This window comes from Paracoccus sp. JM45, from assembly GCF_003590715.1.
GTDB lineage: Bacteria > Pseudomonadota > Alphaproteobacteria > Rhodobacterales > Rhodobacteraceae > Paracoccus.
The window spans coordinates 34,072-49,946 of record NZ_QQVY01000004.1; the positions used below are offsets into that span (position 1 = coordinate 34,072).

Here is a 15,875-nt window from a genome sequence, read left to right on the forward strand (position 1 = left end):
TGGGGAAGAATGGTACCGCCTACCCGTCTCGAACGGGTGACCTCTAGATCCACAATCTAGCGCTCTAACCAACTGAGCTAAGGCGGCACTGGGCGGTTCAATAATCCCAGCTGACGGGGGTTGCAACCCCCGCTTGCCGTTAATTTGCGTCCGCGTTACAGAAAGTTCTAAACTGAAAGGACAGACCATGGGTATCAACAGCGAAAGCGACGTCACAGCCAACCTGCAGATCGGTCCGACCGATCAGGGAATGGTGCGAATTTACATTCAGGGCGACAGCATCGACCTCCCGATGGATTTCGACGCCGAAGAAGCGACCGAAATCGCAGAGGAATTGCTGGCAGCCGCCGAATCTGTTCGCAGCGACGCTAAAAAGCCCCGGCGCTGATTCCTTCGGGATCGGCAAGGCCCTGAAGGCGCAGGGCCGCCGTGCGGGCAAAGTCGCGCTGGATCTTGGTCCGGCGTGCAGGTGCAAGGCGTGTTTCGGGCGCCATGCGCGAAATCTCGGCGCCATAGGCGTCTGCCATGATCAGGCCGGTGTCTTCCGGCAACAAATCGACGGGGAAATCCCCGTCAACGGCCCAGAAATAGCGGTCGCACCATTCCAGATAGCCCTGCCACTTGCGGTCTGACTGGAAATCGGCGCGACCGCTTTTGCATTCGACAATCCACAATTCGCCCTTTGGCCCCAGACTGATCACATCAACCCGCAAACCGCGCACCGGAACAAATTCGGTCAATACAGCATGGTCCAGACTGCGCAGCATGCGCCCTGTCCCCCGCGCAAGGCGTTGACCGGGCATGGCGGGCAAATAGGCATCTTGGTTGATTTGCATAACAATAAAATAGAACGAAGCAGCAACAATCTCAAGCTGTCTTGCTGCTGCCTGACGTGGCGTATAGCGTCTGGCCCAACACGATTCGAATGTCTCTGAAAGGTTTACATGTCCGACATCGCCCTGCTGTTTGTTGCCGGGCTGATCGGCGGACTGCTGAACGCCATCGCTGGCGGCGGCACGTTCATTACTTTCCCCGCATTGGTGCTGACAGGCATTCCCCCTATCGTGGCCAATGCCACGTCTACTGTGGCATCCTTTCCCGGCTATCTTGCGGCCAGCTATGGCTTTCGCCGTGATATTGCTGCCATGCAAGACGTTCGCCTGGTCCGCGTTACCCTGTGGACGATGGCGGGCGGGACGATTGGCGCGGGCCTGTTGATGATTAGCACCAGTCAGGCGTTTTCGGCATTGGTCCCCTTTCTGTTATTGATCGCCACGGTGGTTTTCATCTGGGCCGAACCGATGCGCAATCTGGCGGCACGTTACGCGCGTGTGGTCACCCCCTTCGGTCTGGGAACCCTGTTACCGGTCACGATCTATGGCGGTTATTTCAACGGTGGTCTGGGGATCATCCTGCTGGCGCTGTTTGCGATGTGGGGCATGCGTGACCTGCATCAGATGAACGGGCTGAAAAGCTGGCTAAGCGTCGCCTTGTCACTGATTGCCTGCGCGGTATTCACCGCAGGCGGTTCGATCGCATGGGGTCCGGCGGCTGTAATGGGTCTGGGTACCGTTCTTGGCGGTTTGATAGGGCCGCCCGTGGCGCGCCGCACGTCGCGCCGTATACTGCGGATGTTGATCATCTGCGTCGGCTTTATCACCACCGCAATCTTTTTCTGGCATCTCATACAAGGAGTATAATTATGAGCGACATCACCCGTATCGACAGCGGCACCCGCATGAGCGGCGCAGTCATTGCCAACGGCTTTGTGTTTCTGGCAGGTCAGGTGGGCGAACCGACCAGCTCGGTTACCGATCAGACCAAGGAATGTCTGGCCAAGGTCGAGGCGCTGCTGGAAAAAGCTGGCACCGACAAGACCCGCATCGTTTCGACCCAGATCTGGATGGCAGATATGACCGATTTTGCCGAAATGAACGCGGTTTGGGACGCTTGGGTGCCGCAAGGCAACGCACCGGCACGCGCGACCGGCGAATCTGCTTTGGCGACCCCCGACTATAAAGTCGAAATCATCGTCACCGCGGTTCTGTAATTGCCGCAATGACCGAGCGCGCCGCGCGAAGGCCCGGCGCCTCACCCCCTTTTCCAAGGCGGTCCATCGTCAGATCCATGGCCTCGATCTGGGACATGCGGGTGGTGCCATCCTCAAGCGCGTCCTGCAGGGCCTCGGCGATGGGACCGGGCTGGCAATTGCGGCCCAGAAATTCCGGCACAACCCGTGTTTCACTGACCAGATTGACCAGCGTCACCGTATCGGTTCGCAACAGCGCTCCCACGATCAAACGGCTTAGCGGGGCCATATCATAGCCGATCACCATGGGGATCCGGTTGGCCGCCAATTCCAGACTGACGGTGCCCGACGCTGCCAAGGCCAGATCGGCGGCTGCAAAGGCCGCGCGCTTTTCATCCGTCTCCTCGATCACAATAGGGGCCGTGGGCCAGCGACGCGTCATTTCCCGCACCATAGTTGACACACCAGGAACCGTTGGCAAGACAACGCGAATTTCCGGAACGCGATCACGCAGCCGCATCAGCGCCTCGTCAAAGCGGCCTGCCAGGCGCGCAACCTCGGACCGACGTGATCCGGGCAGGCACAGGACGACCGGCGCATCATGGGCGATGCCATGGGCATTACGGAACAGTGTCGCTTCATCCGTGTCAGCCACATCCGAGGTCGCGACCGGATGGCCGACAAAATCACAAGTCATGCCCGCGGCCTGCATCAAGGGCGGCTCGAACGGCAGAATTGCCAACACGTGGTCGATGACCTTGGCCATCTTGACCGCCCGCTTTGGACGCCACGCCCAGACCGAGGGCGCGACATAATGCACCGTCCGCAGATCGGGCCGCACAGCACGCACCAGACGCGCCACGCGCAGACAGAAATCGGGGCTGTCGATGGTTATCAAAACGTCGGGCTTCGCATCGATCACGGCTTGGGCCGTTTCGGCAATCCGGCGTTTCAGATGGCGGTATTTGGGAAGAATTTCCCAGATGCCCATCAGGCTCAGCTCATCCATCGCGAACAGGCTTTCAAGGCCGTGCTGCTGCATGGCCTGCCCGCCGATACCGGAAAATGCCGCGTCAGGGTCCAGATGGATCAGCCCCGACATCAGGGACGCGCCAAGCTGATCACCCGATGGTTCGCCTGCGATCAGGAAATACTTCATGCCGGTTCACCTTACTGCTGTCGGGTCATGGGTAGGCGGACAAGGCCCAAGATGCGAGTCCTTCCTGCGCCAGCGGTCAGTCTTGCGCGTCCACCGACCAGAGGAACAGCCCCGCTGCCTGCGCACGGCGCACAGCCTCGGCGCGGTCCAGCAGGATGACGCCGCCTGCCTGCCACGCAATGCCCACCAGTCCGGCTTTGGCGGCCTGATCAACGGTATCAGGTCCAATGGTCGGCAGATCGACGCGGCGGTCCTGATCGGGTTTCGGCGCCTTATACAGCACACCCTTTGCGCCATTCGGGTTCGGCTTCATAGCACTGTGACGTCCCGCGAATTCCAGCATGGCAGCCGTTCCGGGCAGCGTTTCCAGCGCAAGACATAAGCCCTGTGCCACCACAGCCCCTTGTCCCAGATCAAGCGATCCGGTTTGCGCCAGCAACTGTGCCGCGCGGGTCACATCGCGCTTGTCTGCAACCGACGGCTCGCCTGCCAGAACGCCGGACTCCGGTATAAGGTCGGGACAAATATCACTTACAGAACAAATCGTAAGGTCGTTTTCCTCGAACACGTCAAGCACCGTGCGCAGGGCCGCGTCATCGCCCGATTGCATTGCCATCAGAATGCGCGGAACGATCTGGGCGGTCCGGGGATCAAAGGCTTCGGGGTCAAGTTTCGGACGGCGGATCGCGCCGGCAAAAATGACCTTTTGGATGCCTTGGGCAATCAGTTCGTCGATAAACGGCAACAGACGTTCCAGCCGGAATGTCGTGGCCTGCATGCCTTCGGGGGCGAAACCTTCCAGCGCGTAAATGGCGGGGTTATCCAAAGCCTGTGCAACGGCAGGGGCCAGAAAACCCTTGCCTGCGATCACTGCAATGCGTGTCATCCGTTCTGCCTTATCCCGCGAAAATCAATTGGACCGCGGCGAAAGGAAGCTGCGATCCGAAGGGCCAAGGATGAAATCCAGGACGTCCCGCTCCATCGCGGAAACATCTTCCTCGGCCCGGTGTTTGGCAGTGTCGCGAAAGGACCCCTGTCCAAGTGCGCCCAGAAGTTCACGCAATGCGACAATATCGGACCGCTTGGCACCACGCCGTTTCAACCCGACCAGATTAAGCCCGTCCAGATGACCGCGCGGCCCCTGAACCAATCCATAGGGAATAACATCCGCCGTCACCATGGTGACAGCCCCGATCATCGCCCCGCGCCCGATGCGCACCCATTGATGCACGCCGGACAGACCGCCGACAATCACGTCATCCTCAAGATGGCAATGCCCCGCGACCGAGGCGTTATTCACCAGAATGACCCGATCACCGATATGACAGTCATGGGCAACATGCGAACCCGACATGAACAGCCCGTCATTGCCGACAACCGTGACCCCACCACCGCCTTCGGTGCCGGGGTTCATGGTGACATATTCACGGATACGGTTGCGCGCACCGATGTCCAGACGAACCTCTTCGCCACGGAACTTCAGGTCCTGCGGGACCTCTCCGATGCTGGCGAAGGGAAAGATGACCGTATCTTCACCGATGCTTGTGTCACCGGCGACGACGACATGGGACTTCAGAACCACACCCTTGGCCAGTTTGACCTTTGCGCCGACAACGCAGAACGGCCCGACCGAGGCGCCTTCGGCGATCTGCGCGCCAGCCTCGATCACGGCCGAGGGGTGGATCAATGCATCAGGCATCGGTTTTCCGCGCCATCATGGCCGTAAATTCAGCCGAGGCACAAAGCTGGCCTTCGACCATAGCCTTGCCTTCGAATTTCCAGATCTTGCCGCCGCCACGGATGGCCTTCACATGCAGTTCGACGACATCGCCCGGAACCACCATGCGGCGGAACTTGCATTTGTCGATCCCCATGAAATAGGTCAGCATTTCTTCGTCCAGCACGTTGATGCTGATGCCGACAACCACAGCCGCCGTTTGTGCCATGGCTTCCACCAATGTCACACCGGGCATGATCGGCTGGTCGGGGAAGTGTCCTTGGAAATGCGGTTCGTTCGAGGTGACGTTCTTGATGCCCACGGCACTTTCGAACGGCACGATGTCACGGACCTTATCGATGAACAGAAAAGGGTAACGGTGCGGAATGATCCGCTTGATCAGCGACAGGTCTGCCTCGGTATAGGGGGCGGGAATGTGCGCGTCGTCAGCCATTTGCGTTCCTTCAGGCGGTTTTCAACGGGTTACCAACCGGCGCGGCGCTTGGCAAGCATTCAGGGCAATCACAGGCAATCACGACGCGCGCGTCCGGCGACCTTCCGCCAGCCATCCGGTCAGACAGAACCCTGCAATAATCGCCAGCCACAGCCACGCTGGCAACAAAGGACGTCGTTGCAGACCGGTCACAGTTGCCGCATCGCGCGGGGTGATACCGATCCAGCGTCCGGTCACACCGCGCCCGCTGGCCGTGCGTCCGGCGCTGGTCTGCCGGATATCGGGAATGCCGTCGGACAGGTTCAGAACCGCACCATTCGTCTGGCTGGCCAGCGGTGCCAGCAACGCAGCATCCGCCACCGTCTGTTCGAATTCCCGCGGGGCCGAGGGGCCAAGCGCCAGAACACGGCTTTCGTTGCCATTTTGCAGGCGGTAAAGACCCGGCTCGGGCGCTGTCCAATCGGCAACATAGCGGCCCGGTCCGTCAGCAGCCAACGGCAGGGCTTCGGTTTCGCCATCGGGTTTGATGATGACAAGGGGACCGATGCGATCCTCCATCGAGCGGCGGGTGATATGGACATTCAGGCCACCGGTGACATCCGCTAGCAGGGCTTCCTCCTCCAGCTCGGGTTCTTTCATTGACCAATGGGCGATGCGGCGCAGCAATTCCAGCTGGGGCCCGCCGCCTTCAAAGCCGCGCCCCCAAAGCCACACCTGATCCGAGGTCAACAGCGCAACCCGCCCCTCGCCAACGCGGTTCAGGATCAGCAGCGGATTGTCATCGGCCCCTGTCATTGCGACTTGCGCCCCCTGATTTGGCGTCACCTGCGCCATCCGCAGCCAACGTCCCCAATCAGGATCATCCTCTCCGTTCGAACCGGGCAGACCTGCTGTCACGGGATGGCGTTGACCGTCTTCTGTCAGGCGCGGCAAGAAGGGTTCGTCGATGATGCGGCCCGTGGGGCGCGCGGGCAGGATCTGACCCATCGGCGACAGGTTCAGGCTTTCGACCGAGGCCATTTCCGGCCCCGCAGACACCAGCACCGCGCCGCCATCACGGACGTAGCGGGCAATGTTCTGGTAATACTCAGGCGGAAGAATGCCCCGTACCCGATAGCGGTCGAAGATGATCAGATCGAAATCATCGATCCGGTCCATAAACAATTCCTGGGTCGGAAAGGCAATCAGCGCCATTTCACTGACCGGAACGCCGTCCATTTTGTTGGGCGGACGCAGGATCGTGAAATGGATCAGATCGACAGATGCGTCGGATTTTAACAGGTTGCGCCATGTTCTTTCGCCAGCATGCGGTTCACCGGACACCAGCAGCACCCGCAGACGGTCACGCACACCATTGATGCTGATCGCGGCGGCATTGTTGCGGTCGGTCAGCTCGCCCTCGATTTCAGGAACGGTGATCTGGACGACGTTCTGACCGGCATGGCGCGGCGTCACCGGCAGGGTCAGCGTGGTGTTCAGCGGTACGGCGATGGTCTGTTCGTCCTCTCCGTCGACGGACAGGCGCAGGGTGGAGCTGCCTTGGCCCAAGCCTGTGGGGATGGCGCCTTGATCCTCGATCCGCAGGCGGATCGAGACTTCCTGATCGATCAGACCGAAAGCGGGGGCCTGTTCGATCACAAGGCGGCGGTCCCAATCCTGTTCCTGTCCTGTCAGCAGCACATGAAAGGGCGCGGGCAAAGCTTTGGGCAACATCGCGGGATCATGCAGACGACCATCCGTGACGCTGATCACGCCCGCCAGCCGCGCGTCGGGTTCAGCGGCAACCGCCCGCTGGATTGCTGTGCCCAGCATCGTGCCATTGTCGTCATCGCCCACGGTGACGCGGCGCAGCTCCGTATCGGGCAGGCCCTCGATCTGCGTGGTCAGCTGCGCGATGGCCTGATCGACCTGCGCGCTGCGGCCCGGCAGATCCTGACTGGCCGATCGGTCGTCAAGAAGGATCACGATATCGCTTAGCCCTGCCCGCGTGCCGATCTCCAGCGCCGGACCGGCCAGCGCCAAAGCCGCCGCCAACCCCGCCAACCCGCGCCATGCCCAGCCCCGCAAACCGCGCCACAACGCAAAGCCCGCGACACATAGCGCCAGTGCCGCCAGCGCGGCGATGGCCCACCAAGGCAGGGCCGGATCAAAACGCAATTCGGTCATTGTGCCAAAGCCTCCTCGGTCCGCAGGCGGTCAAGCAGGGCTGGCACATGGACCTGATCGGATTTGTAATTGCCGGTCAGCACATAGGTGACCAGATTGATGCCGAACCGGAACGACATCTCTCGTTGTTCTTCACCCTCCCATCCGGTGCCGATGGGAAAGACGGGATAGCCGTCATGGTCGATGGCCCAAGCCTCGGCCCAGCTGTTGCCGCCGATGATGACGGGGCTGACGCCGTCATTCAACTGGCGGAAGGGAACGCCATCTTCGGCCTGAACCCCTGCGGGGGGGGCTTCGACCCAGACAGGATTGCCCTGCCAGCGGCCCGGAAAATCCTGCAGCAGATAGAAGGTGCGGGTCAGGACGTGATCTTCGGGAATATGGGCCAGTTGCGGAATATCCAAAGGGGCCGCAAGCTGTTGCAACGTATCGCCCATGTCAGGCCCGCCGACGCCGGTGACATCGCCGTCCCGTGTATCGAACAGGATCACCCCACCCGACCGCATGAAGGCATTCAACCGCATATAGGCCTGCGGGCTGGGCGCGGGCTGTTCGCGGGTCATCGGCCAGTAAAGGAACGTTAGTAGTGACAGATCATCGCTGTCCAGATCAATCCCGATCGGTTGGCCCGGCTCGACCGAGGTGCGCTGTCGCAATGCGGCCGACAGCCCCGCCAGACCCTGTTCCGAAATCCGGTCGATCTCTGCGTCACCGGTGATGACATAGGACAAGGCCACCTCGTCAGCTGCGCGGATCAGATCGGGGTCCAGTTCCTGCGCCATGGCATAGGGACGCGGCATCAGCGACATCAGCAACAAGACCGTGGCAACAGCCCGCCCCTGCCGGCCCAGCCATGCCGACCCGACAGCATCCAGCGCCAATACCACGGCCGCAAACGCCAGTAGAATGCCTTTCAGGTCGCGGCCCGGTGCGGCATCCGTCCGCACCACGGTCGCCGCAGGCCATGTTGCAGGCGTGAACTTTGCATTTGCGTTCAGGGCCTGTTGACGTTCGCCTGCGGCATAAATGCCCGCAGGGCGGTCAGGACCCGGTCCTTGGGCCATATCCCCCGCCGCCACTGGTGCCAGATCATCCGCGGGCGCCTGATTGCCAAAACCATCCAGCACCGTCACCGGCGTCCAGAAAGATTGCTGGCGGTCGTCGCCCTGTTCCTCGGCCGGTGCAAGGCGGGCGGAGTCGACCAGACGGTCCATCATCTGCACAAACAACCCCGACAAAGGCAGGTTCGACCATTCCGCATTGGCCGTCACATGGACCAGAACCACCTGCCCCGCGCCCAAGCGTTCGCGGGTCATCAGCGGCGTATCATCTGTCAAAGACGCAATGGTTTTTTCCACCAGATCGGGGGCGGGTTGCGCCATCAGCTGTGCACGCACCGCGACATCATCGGGAATCGTCAGGCCGGCAAAGGGGCCATCTTCGGGGAAAGGCTTTATCCCGCGCGGATCACCCCAGCTAAGCGCTCCGCCGATATCACGCCCCCCTTGACGCAGGGCGACGGGCAATAGGGGTTCCTCGTTCAGGCGATCATAGGCGGCCATGCGGGGACCACCAAATCGGATCAGCAGCCCGCCCTGATCGACCCATTCTGCCAGCTCTCCAATCTCGGCCAGGTGGACCTGATCGGCAAGGATGATGACATCCGGTGCGCCGTCCAGAACATCGCCAAGGCTGCCCTCGACCAGATCGGTCGAGGGGGTCAGCGCCTGACGCAGGTAATGCAAAGGCGACAGCAGGTCTTGCCCCTCGGACTGGCCAAGGGTGTCACCGACCAGTGCAACCTTGCGACGGCGCACGCGGTCATCGGCCAGCACCACCGCGCCAGCGTGGTTTTCGCCGGAAATGCGGAAACTGGTGATGCGGTTTCGCAGCTCGGGTGGCAGGTCAATGGCCACCTGACGTTCGGTGATACCATCGACCGTTGTCGCGTCGGATGGGGTCAGTTGCGCCAATTCACGCTGGATGCCCTGAGGGTCAGGCCCGATGGCTGATACCGTCATCGCCGCCTGATCGGTTGCGCGCAGGATCAGCCCCGGCGTGTCGCCGTCCTTTAGCGAAAGGCTTCGCAAAGGCCGGCTGGGTGGAATGACCGTTACCGGCCCCAGATCCGCCAATGCCGCCAGCCACGCCCCGCGGCCATCGTAATGGGTCCCATCCGCCAGCCACAGGGTCGACAGCCCCCCGTCTGGCGCATCGGCCAGCGCAGCATCGGGATCAGCATCCAGCCCCGAACGCCATGCCACCGGTTGGACAGCCCGCAGCTGCGCAATCAGGCTATCAGCCGCCTGAAAGGGCAATGCGCCCTGAATGGGGCGGCCATCGGCCAGCACCAGCGCCGTAGGGCGACCTGCCGCCGCCGCGTCTGCCAGCGCGCGTTCGGCACGGGTCTGACGTGCGGCCCAATCGGGCGCGGCAGGCCAGCCCGCATCCATGATGACAAGCAAAGGTCCCGATGTCCGGTCCTGCGCCACGGGTTTCCAAAGCGGACCCGCAAAGGCAAGGATCAATGCAGCCACCGCCACAAGGCGCAGCAACAGCAACCACCATGGCGTGCGGCGCGCCACCGGATTGCGATCAGTCAGCCCTGCCAGCAATGCGATGCCGGGGAAAACGACCCGCTTGGGTGCCGGTGGCATCGCCCACAGGATGACCCATAGAACCGGCAACGCCACCAATGCACCCAGCACCCAAGGTGCAGCAAAACCCAATGGTCCCAAAAGCAGCATCAGCGAAGGCCTCCGACACCCAGCAAGGCCCAGATACGCCCCAAGACATGCGCCGGATCCTGCGAGGTCAAATAGTGGTCGAACTGCCACCCCGCCTGTCCGGCCTGTTGGCGCAGCCAGTCGCGGCGGGCGGCCAGCCGTTGCAGGTATTCGCCACGCAACCCGCCTGCATCGCGACTGTGATGGCGTGTGGTGCCCGTGGGGTCACGGAATTCGATGGCACCTTCGAAGGGAAAGCTTTCTTCATCCGGATCAAGAAGTTGTATTAGCATCCCGGAAACGCCAGTGGCCGCCGCAAGGGTCAGGAATGATTGCACCCAAGCGGGGTCGTCCAGAAAATCCGCGATGACGATGACGCGGCGGTTGGGGCGCAGGTCGTATTCGGGGAATGCGGTATCCGTGGCGGGCGCACAAAGTGTTGCGGCCATACGATCAGCCTGCAAGCGCCCCGTTCCGACAGGGCCTCCTAGTATCCCGACCTTTTCGCCACCCCGCAGCAGCAGCATCGCCAAGGCCAATGACAGAACACGGCCTGTTGCGGATTTGGTGGGGCGGTCATCGCCGCCGGTAAAATCCATCCCCGCATGGGGGGACAGCCATATCTGGGCGGTCTGAGCTGTCTGCGCCTCTTGATCGCGAACGAATTGGGCGTCTGAACGCGCGGATCGTCGCCAGTCGATATTGCGGCTGCCGTCGCCAATACCGGCGGGGCGGTATTGCCAGAAATCCTCACCCGTGCCGGCACGTCGCAATCCGTGGGCACCCGGTGCAATCATCGCGGCCAGCCGTTCGGCCGACAGCATCAGGGCAGGCAAATGGGCGCTGGCGGTTTCGGCCTGCGCCCGCAGGTCAGAGGGGCGGGTGATCATGCCGCGCGACGGCCGCCGATTCGGTCATCCAGCAGGCGCTTGATAACGGTGTCGATCCCCTGCCCCTGTGCCCGCGCCGCAAACGACAGCGCCATCCGGTGCCGCAGCACAGGCACCGCCATGGCCGCCACATCATCCAGCGTCGGCGCAAAGCGGCCATTCAGCACGGCGCGCGCGCGGGTAACCAACATCAGCGCCTGCGCGGCACGCGGACCCGGTCCCCAGATCAGGGCATCCTGCACGAATGAGGGCGCGTCTGCCGATGTCGGACGGCAGGAACGGACCAGGTCAAGAATTGCCTCGACCACTGATTCGCCAACGGGCATCTGGCGGATCAGCCTTTGGGCAGCGATCAGCGCATCGCCGGTAAAGGCGGCATGGGGCGCGCCTTCTTCCACTCCGGTGGTGGCCATCAGGATCGCGCGTTCGGTGTCGCGGTCGGGATAGTCGATATCGACCTGCAACAGGAAACGGTCCAGCTGTGCTTCGGGCAAGGGATAGGTGCCCTCTTGCTCGATCGGGTTCTGGGTGGCCAGAACGTGGAAGGGGCGGCCAAGGGGACGGTGCTGGCCGCTGATCGTGACCTCACGTTCCTGCATGGCTTGCAGCAGTGCCGATTGCGTGCGCGGGCTGGCACGGTTGATTTCATCGGCCATCAACAGCTGGGTGAAGACCGGCCCTTCGATAAAGCGGAACGCGCGGGTGCCATCGGGCATGACGTCCAATACCTCGGACCCCAGAATATCGGCGGGCATTAGATCGGGCGTGAACTGGATGCGCTGGCTGTCCAGCCCCATGACGGTTGCCAGCGTATCGACCAGCATCGTCTTGCCCAGACCGGGTTGGCCCACCAGCAAGGCATGTCCGCCTGCCAGAATCGCCGCCAGTACCTGTTCGACCACCTCGTGCTGTCCGACAAACCGCTTTTCGACGCTAAGCCGTGCTTCGGACAGTTGTACGGCAAGGGTTTCGACCTCTTGCACCAGAATTTCGTCCGACGTCATGACATTGCCCTTCTGCTGCTTTACATCAAAGCATATGCAGTTGGGTGGGAGGCGACCAGATCGAATGCCGGAAAACAGTGACAAAAGCGTGAGCGCCGAGGGTTTGGCCCAAGTCGCAAGCAAAGCAGCCAAGGGCGGATTGCCGCCCGTGCATCTGTGGAACCCGCCCTATTGTGGCGAAATGGATATGGTCATCCGCAAGGACGGCACATGGATCCACGAAGGCACCCCCATCGGACGACCGGCGATGGTGCGCCTGTTTTCCACCATTCTAAAGCGTGAAGGCGACCAGTACTTTCTGGTCACCCCCGTCGAAAAGGTCGGCATTCAGGTCGAGGATGCGCCCTTTATCGCCACCGATGCCGATTTTTCCCCCGACCGGATCACCTTTACCACGAATCTGGGGGATCAGGCAGTGGCCGGTCCCGACAATCCGATCATCATGCGCGGTGGGGTGGATGAACCCCGCCCCTATATCCACATCCGTGGCGGGCTGGAGGCGTTGATCGACCGCAAAACATTCTACCGGCTGGCCGCGGCTGCAGACCCCGGACCGGACGGACGCGTCGGCGTGACCTCGCAAGGGCAATTTTTCGCACTGGAGCCCTGATGCCCCGTTTTGCTGCAAATTTAACGATGATGTTCACCGAATTGCCGATGTTCGAACGGTTCACCGCAGCCGCCGAAGCGGGTTTCGAAGGGGTCGAGATTCTGTTTCCCTATGATCTGTCCGCGGTGGAATTATACCGCGCCTCGGTCAAGGCAGGCATGCAGATTGCGCTGATCAATGCCCCCCCGCCCAATTGGGCAGGCGGTCCGCGTGGCTTTGCGGCAACACCCGGCACCGAAGACCGTTTCCGCCGTGATTTTGAACGCAGCCTGCGCGTGGGCGAGGCTTTGCGCGCGCGCCATATCCACATCATGGCAGGCAAGGCATCGGGCCCCGAGGCGATCGAAACCTATGTTGCCAATCTGGCATGGGCGGCGGATCGTGCACCCCATACCAGCCTGACCATCGAACCGATCAGCCAAACCTCCGCTCCGGGGTATTTCCTTTCGGATTATGACGTTGCGACCGGTATCCTTGACCGGATCGGCGCGCCGAACCTTGGGTTGCAGCTGGATATATACCATGCCCAGACCATCACCGGTGATATGATGGCGTGCTGGGAAAAAGTCGCCCCCTATGTGCGCCATATCCAGATCGCAGGGTTCCCCGGGCGTCATGAACCGGACCACGGACATCTGGATTATCCGGCGTTTTTTGCCGCCTTGGACGAATATGGCTACAAGGGGTGGGTCAGCGCGGAATATAACCCGATCCGCACGACATTTACGGGGCTGGACTGGCTGCGCGCGGCCAAAAACATCTAGGCCGTGTCATTATTTTCAAAGAGTTCGGGGAACTTGGTGGCGATACGACCGTTCACCATCAGACGCACAGGGGGAAACAGCAGCAATGCCGGACCTGCCTTGCATGTATTAAGGGGAAGACCATGAACTCGATCATTTATATCGTTGGCCTCGTCGTTGTTGTCATTGCGGTTCTATCATTGCTTGGCCTACGCTGATATAGAGACGCAGACGTCTGGCTTGCAGCCAAAACTGCGACCTGAACGACACTAAAGCGGAACCTCTGCCCTCTCGGCAGGGGTTCCGGTCATTTGCGGGCTAGCCTTTGGACAGTGGTTCCGATAGGGCGACCGCGAACCGTAAAGAAGGCTGCCATGGATATCCGCAATATCGCCATCATCGCCCACGTCGACCACGGCAAGACCACCTTGGTGGACCAGCTGCTGCGGCAGTCCGGCTCTTTCCGCGACAACCAAGCTGTCGCCGAACGTGCAATGGACAGCAACGACATCGAACGTGAGCGTGGCATCACCATTCTGGCGAAGGCAACTTCGGTCGAATGGAAAGGGACTCGTATCAATATCGTCGACACCCCCGGCCACGCCGATTTCGGCGGCGAGGTCGAGCGCATTCTGTCGATGGTCGACGGCGTTTGCCTGTTGGTCGATGCGGCTGAAGGCCCGATGCCCCAAACCAAATTCGTGACCTCGAAAGCCTTGGCGCTTGGCCTGCGTCCGATCGTTGTTCTGAACAAGGTCGACAAGCAAGCCGCTGATCCGGAAAATGCGTTAAACGACGTATTTGACCTTTTCGCCAACCTTGGCGCGAATGACGAACAGCTGGACTTTCCGCACGTCTATGCCTCGGGCATCGGCGGTTGGGCAGATGCGACGCTGGACGGCGAACGCAAGGACATGAACGACCTGTTCGATCTGATCCTGAAGCACGTCGAGCCGCCAAAGCAGATCACGCGTCACGACGAGCCTTTCCAGATGCTGGCCACCACGCTGGGTGCCGACAATTTCCTTGGCCGCCTGTTGACCGGTCGCGTCGAGGCAGGCACCGCGCGCGCCGGTGACACGCTGAAAGCACTGTCGCGCGACGGCGAGCGTCTCGAGCAGTTCCGCATCAGCAAGATCCTTGCATTCCGCGGCCTGACCCAGACCCCGATCGACGTGGCAGAAGCCGGCGACATCGTGACCCTGGCCGGTATGGCCAAAGCCACCGTGGCCGACACGCTGTGCGCGATGGAAGTCGAAGCGGCCCTGCCCTCGCAGCCGATCGATCCCCCCACCATCAGCGTGACCTTCGGCATTAATGACAGCCCCTTGGCCGGTCAGGAAGGCAAGAAGGTCCAGTCGCGCGTGATCCGCGAGCGTCTTCTGAAAGAAGCCGAAGTCAACGTCGCGATCAAGGTCGAAGACACCCCCGGTGGCGATGCTTTCGTCGTGTCGGGCCGTGGCGAACTTCAAATGGGCGTGCTGATTGAAAACATGCGCCGCGAAGGGTTCGAACTGTCGATCAGCCGCCCCCGCGTTATCTTCCAGGAAGAAGATGGCGTGCGGATGGAGCCGATCGAAGAAGCCATCATCGACGTTGATGACGAATACACCGGTGTCGTGATCGAAAAGCTGACCGGCGACCGCAAAGGCGATCTGCTGGAAATGCGCCCCGCTGGCGTCGGCAAGACCCGCATCGTGGCACATGTGCCGTCGCGCGGTCTGATCGGCTATCAGGGCGAATTCATGACCGACACGCGCGGCAACGGCGTGCTGAACCGCATCTTCCACAGCTGGGCACCCTATAAAGGCGCCATTCAGGGCCGTCGTCAGGGCGTTCTGATCAGCATGGAAAACGGCGTTTCGGTATCCTACGCTTTGTGGAAGCTGGAAGATCGCGGCAAGTTCTTCATCGGTGCGCAGGAACAGCTGTATCAAGGCATGATTATCGGCGAGCATTCGCGCGATAACGATCTGGAAGTGAACGCCCTGAAGGGTAAGCAGCTGACCAACGTCCGTGCCTCGGGCACGGACGAAGCTGTCCGCCTGACGCCGCCTGTCCGCCTGTCGCTGGAAGAGGCAATTGCCTATATCAACGACGACGAACTGGTCGAAGTGACGCCGAAGAACATTCGTCTTCGCAAGCGCTTCCTTGACCCGCACGAGCGTAAGCGCCAGTCCCGTTCGGGCGCATAAGTCAAACCGACTTGAGATAATATGACAAAAACCCCCGAAGCAGGTCTTCGGGGGTTTCTGCATTGCCACGCGACCTATCCAAACGACAGGTCGCGATATGAATGCAAATTATCTATCCTTGATAGAAAGTTTGCCCAATTTAGCTTCATATTCGACCATAAGTTGTATTCACGGGTTGTCTC

Annotated in this window: 15 protein-coding genes and 1 tRNA gene; 6 read left to right on the forward strand and 10 right to left on the reverse strand. The window is 61.2% G+C overall.

What is annotated here, in order from left to right; genetic code table 11:
- Positions 1–10 precede the first annotated feature (10 nt).
- Positions 11–87: transfer RNA gene (locus tag DWB67_RS07650), tRNA-His, on the reverse strand.
- A gap of 100 nt (positions 88–187) precedes the next feature.
- Between DWB67_RS07650 and DWB67_RS07655 the strand changes: the two genes are divergently transcribed.
- A complete protein-coding gene (locus DWB67_RS07655) occupies positions 188–388 on the forward strand; it encodes a DUF6324 family protein (RefSeq protein ID WP_119806954.1) in 201 nt (66 codons plus the stop codon).
- Here DWB67_RS07655 and DWB67_RS07660 read toward each other — a convergent pair.
- Complete coding sequence (locus DWB67_RS07660; protein WP_119806955.1) at positions 369–836, reverse strand: MmcB family DNA repair protein; 468 nt, start codon at positions 834–836, stop codon at positions 369–371. The genes DWB67_RS07655 and DWB67_RS07660 overlap by 20 nt on opposite strands.
- A 108-nt stretch (positions 837–944) precedes the next feature.
- Between DWB67_RS07660 and DWB67_RS07665 the strand changes: the two genes are divergently transcribed.
- Together DWB67_RS07665 and DWB67_RS07670 are read left to right on the forward strand one after the other, a co-directional pair.
- Positions 945–1,700 carry a sulfite exporter TauE/SafE family protein gene (locus tag DWB67_RS07665; protein ID WP_119806956.1) on the forward strand — a complete coding sequence of 252 codons (756 nt, stop codon included), beginning with the start codon at positions 945–947 and terminating at the stop codon, positions 1,698–1,700.
- Positions 1,701–1,702: 2 nt separating this feature from the next.
- Entirely contained in the window at positions 1,703–2,050 is a 348-nt protein-coding gene (locus DWB67_RS07670; RefSeq protein WP_119806957.1) for a RidA family protein, read from the forward strand.
- Here DWB67_RS07670 and lpxB read toward each other — a convergent pair.
- The 8 genes from lpxB to DWB67_RS07710 form a co-directional block, all read right to left on the reverse strand.
- On the reverse strand, positions 2,034–3,188 hold the full coding sequence (gene lpxB, locus DWB67_RS07675; protein ID WP_119806958.1) for a lipid-A-disaccharide synthase: 1,155 nt from the start codon (positions 3,186–3,188) through the stop codon (positions 2,034–2,036). The genes DWB67_RS07670 and lpxB overlap by 17 nt on opposite strands.
- A gap of 76 nt (positions 3,189–3,264) precedes the next feature.
- The gene (locus tag DWB67_RS07680; RefSeq protein ID WP_119806959.1) at positions 3,265–4,074 is read right to left on the reverse strand and encodes an LpxI family protein; all 810 of its coding nucleotides are present in this window, start codon (positions 4,072–4,074) and stop codon (positions 3,265–3,267) included.
- Between the two features lie 24 nt (positions 4,075–4,098).
- Entirely contained in the window at positions 4,099–4,887 is a 789-nt protein-coding gene (gene lpxA / locus DWB67_RS07685) for an acyl-ACP--UDP-N-acetylglucosamine O-acyltransferase (RefSeq protein ID WP_119806960.1), read from the reverse strand.
- A complete protein-coding gene (gene fabZ / locus DWB67_RS07690) occupies positions 4,880–5,359 on the reverse strand; it encodes a 3-hydroxyacyl-ACP dehydratase FabZ (protein ID WP_119806961.1) in 480 nt (159 codons plus the stop codon). Before fabZ ends, lpxA begins: the two co-directional genes overlap by 8 nt.
- A 78-nt stretch (positions 5,360–5,437) precedes the next feature.
- Entirely contained in the window at positions 5,438–7,525 is a 2,088-nt protein-coding gene (locus tag DWB67_RS07695) for a hypothetical protein (protein ID WP_119806962.1), read from the reverse strand.
- Positions 7,522–10,272 (reverse strand): DUF4159 domain-containing protein, encoded by a 2,751-nt coding sequence (locus tag DWB67_RS07700; RefSeq protein ID WP_119806963.1) that lies wholly within the window; start codon positions 10,270–10,272, stop codon positions 7,522–7,524. The genes DWB67_RS07695 and DWB67_RS07700 overlap by 4 nt, the downstream gene beginning before the upstream one ends.
- Positions 10,272–11,141, reverse strand: coding sequence for a DUF58 domain-containing protein (locus tag DWB67_RS07705; RefSeq protein WP_119806964.1), 870 nt, complete (start codon positions 11,139–11,141; stop codon positions 10,272–10,274). The genes DWB67_RS07700 and DWB67_RS07705 overlap by 1 nt, the downstream gene beginning before the upstream one ends.
- Positions 11,138–12,145, reverse strand: coding sequence for a MoxR family ATPase (locus DWB67_RS07710; protein WP_119806965.1), 1,008 nt, complete (start codon positions 12,143–12,145; stop codon positions 11,138–11,140). The genes DWB67_RS07705 and DWB67_RS07710 overlap by 4 nt, the downstream gene beginning before the upstream one ends.
- A 64-nt stretch (positions 12,146–12,209) precedes the next feature.
- On the opposite strand from DWB67_RS07710, the gene DWB67_RS07715 reads away from it, so the two are divergent.
- The 3 genes from DWB67_RS07715 (at position 12,210) to typA (ending at position 15,693) form a co-directional block, all read left to right on the forward strand.
- On the forward strand, positions 12,210–12,755 hold the full coding sequence (locus DWB67_RS07715; protein WP_119806966.1) for a DUF1285 domain-containing protein: 546 nt from the start codon (positions 12,210–12,212) through the stop codon (positions 12,753–12,755).
- Complete coding sequence (locus DWB67_RS07720) at positions 12,755–13,519, forward strand: hydroxypyruvate isomerase family protein (protein WP_119806967.1); 765 nt, start codon at positions 12,755–12,757, stop codon at positions 13,517–13,519. The genes DWB67_RS07715 and DWB67_RS07720 overlap by 1 nt, the downstream gene beginning before the upstream one ends.
- Positions 13,520–13,872: 353 nt before the next feature.
- Positions 13,873–15,693, forward strand: coding sequence for a translational GTPase TypA (gene typA / locus DWB67_RS07725; protein WP_119806968.1), 1,821 nt, complete (start codon positions 13,873–13,875; stop codon positions 15,691–15,693).
- Positions 15,694–15,875 lie beyond the last annotated feature (182 nt).

Coding starts and splice junctions, on each gene's coding strand:
- DWB67_RS07655 (WP_119806954.1), top strand. CDS start 188: ATGGGTATCAACAGCGAAAGCGACGTCACAGCCAACCTGCAGATCGGT.
- DWB67_RS07660 (WP_119806955.1), bottom strand. CDS start 836: ATGCAAATCAACCAAGATGCCTATTTGCCCGCCATGCCCGGTCAACGC.
- DWB67_RS07665 (WP_119806956.1), top strand. CDS start 945: ATGTCCGACATCGCCCTGCTGTTTGTTGCCGGGCTGATCGGCGGACTG.
- DWB67_RS07670 (WP_119806957.1), top strand. CDS start 1,703: ATGAGCGACATCACCCGTATCGACAGCGGCACCCGCATGAGCGGCGCA.
- lpxB (WP_119806958.1), bottom strand. CDS start 3,188: ATGAAGTATTTCCTGATCGCAGGCGAACCATCGGGTGATCAGCTTGGC.
- DWB67_RS07680 (WP_119806959.1), bottom strand. CDS start 4,074: ATGACACGCATTGCAGTGATCGCAGGCAAGGGTTTTCTGGCCCCTGCC.
- lpxA (WP_119806960.1), bottom strand. CDS start 4,887: ATGCCTGATGCATTGATCCACCCCTCGGCCGTGATCGAGGCTGGCGCG.
- fabZ (WP_119806961.1), bottom strand. CDS start 5,359: ATGGCTGACGACGCGCACATTCCCGCCCCCTATACCGAGGCAGACCTG.
- DWB67_RS07695 (WP_119806962.1), bottom strand. CDS start 7,525: ATGACCGAATTGCGTTTTGATCCGGCCCTGCCTTGGTGGGCCATCGCC.
- DWB67_RS07700 (WP_119806963.1), bottom strand. CDS start 10,272: ATGCTGCTTTTGGGACCATTGGGTTTTGCTGCACCTTGGGTGCTGGGT.
- DWB67_RS07705 (WP_119806964.1), bottom strand. CDS start 11,141: ATGATCACCCGCCCCTCTGACCTGCGGGCGCAGGCCGAAACCGCCAGC.
- DWB67_RS07710 (WP_119806965.1), bottom strand. CDS start 12,145: ATGACGTCGGACGAAATTCTGGTGCAAGAGGTCGAAACCCTTGCCGTA.
- DWB67_RS07715 (WP_119806966.1), top strand. CDS start 12,210: ATGCCGGAAAACAGTGACAAAAGCGTGAGCGCCGAGGGTTTGGCCCAA.
- DWB67_RS07720 (WP_119806967.1), top strand. CDS start 12,755: ATGCCCCGTTTTGCTGCAAATTTAACGATGATGTTCACCGAATTGCCG.
- typA (WP_119806968.1), top strand. CDS start 13,873: ATGGATATCCGCAATATCGCCATCATCGCCCACGTCGACCACGGCAAG.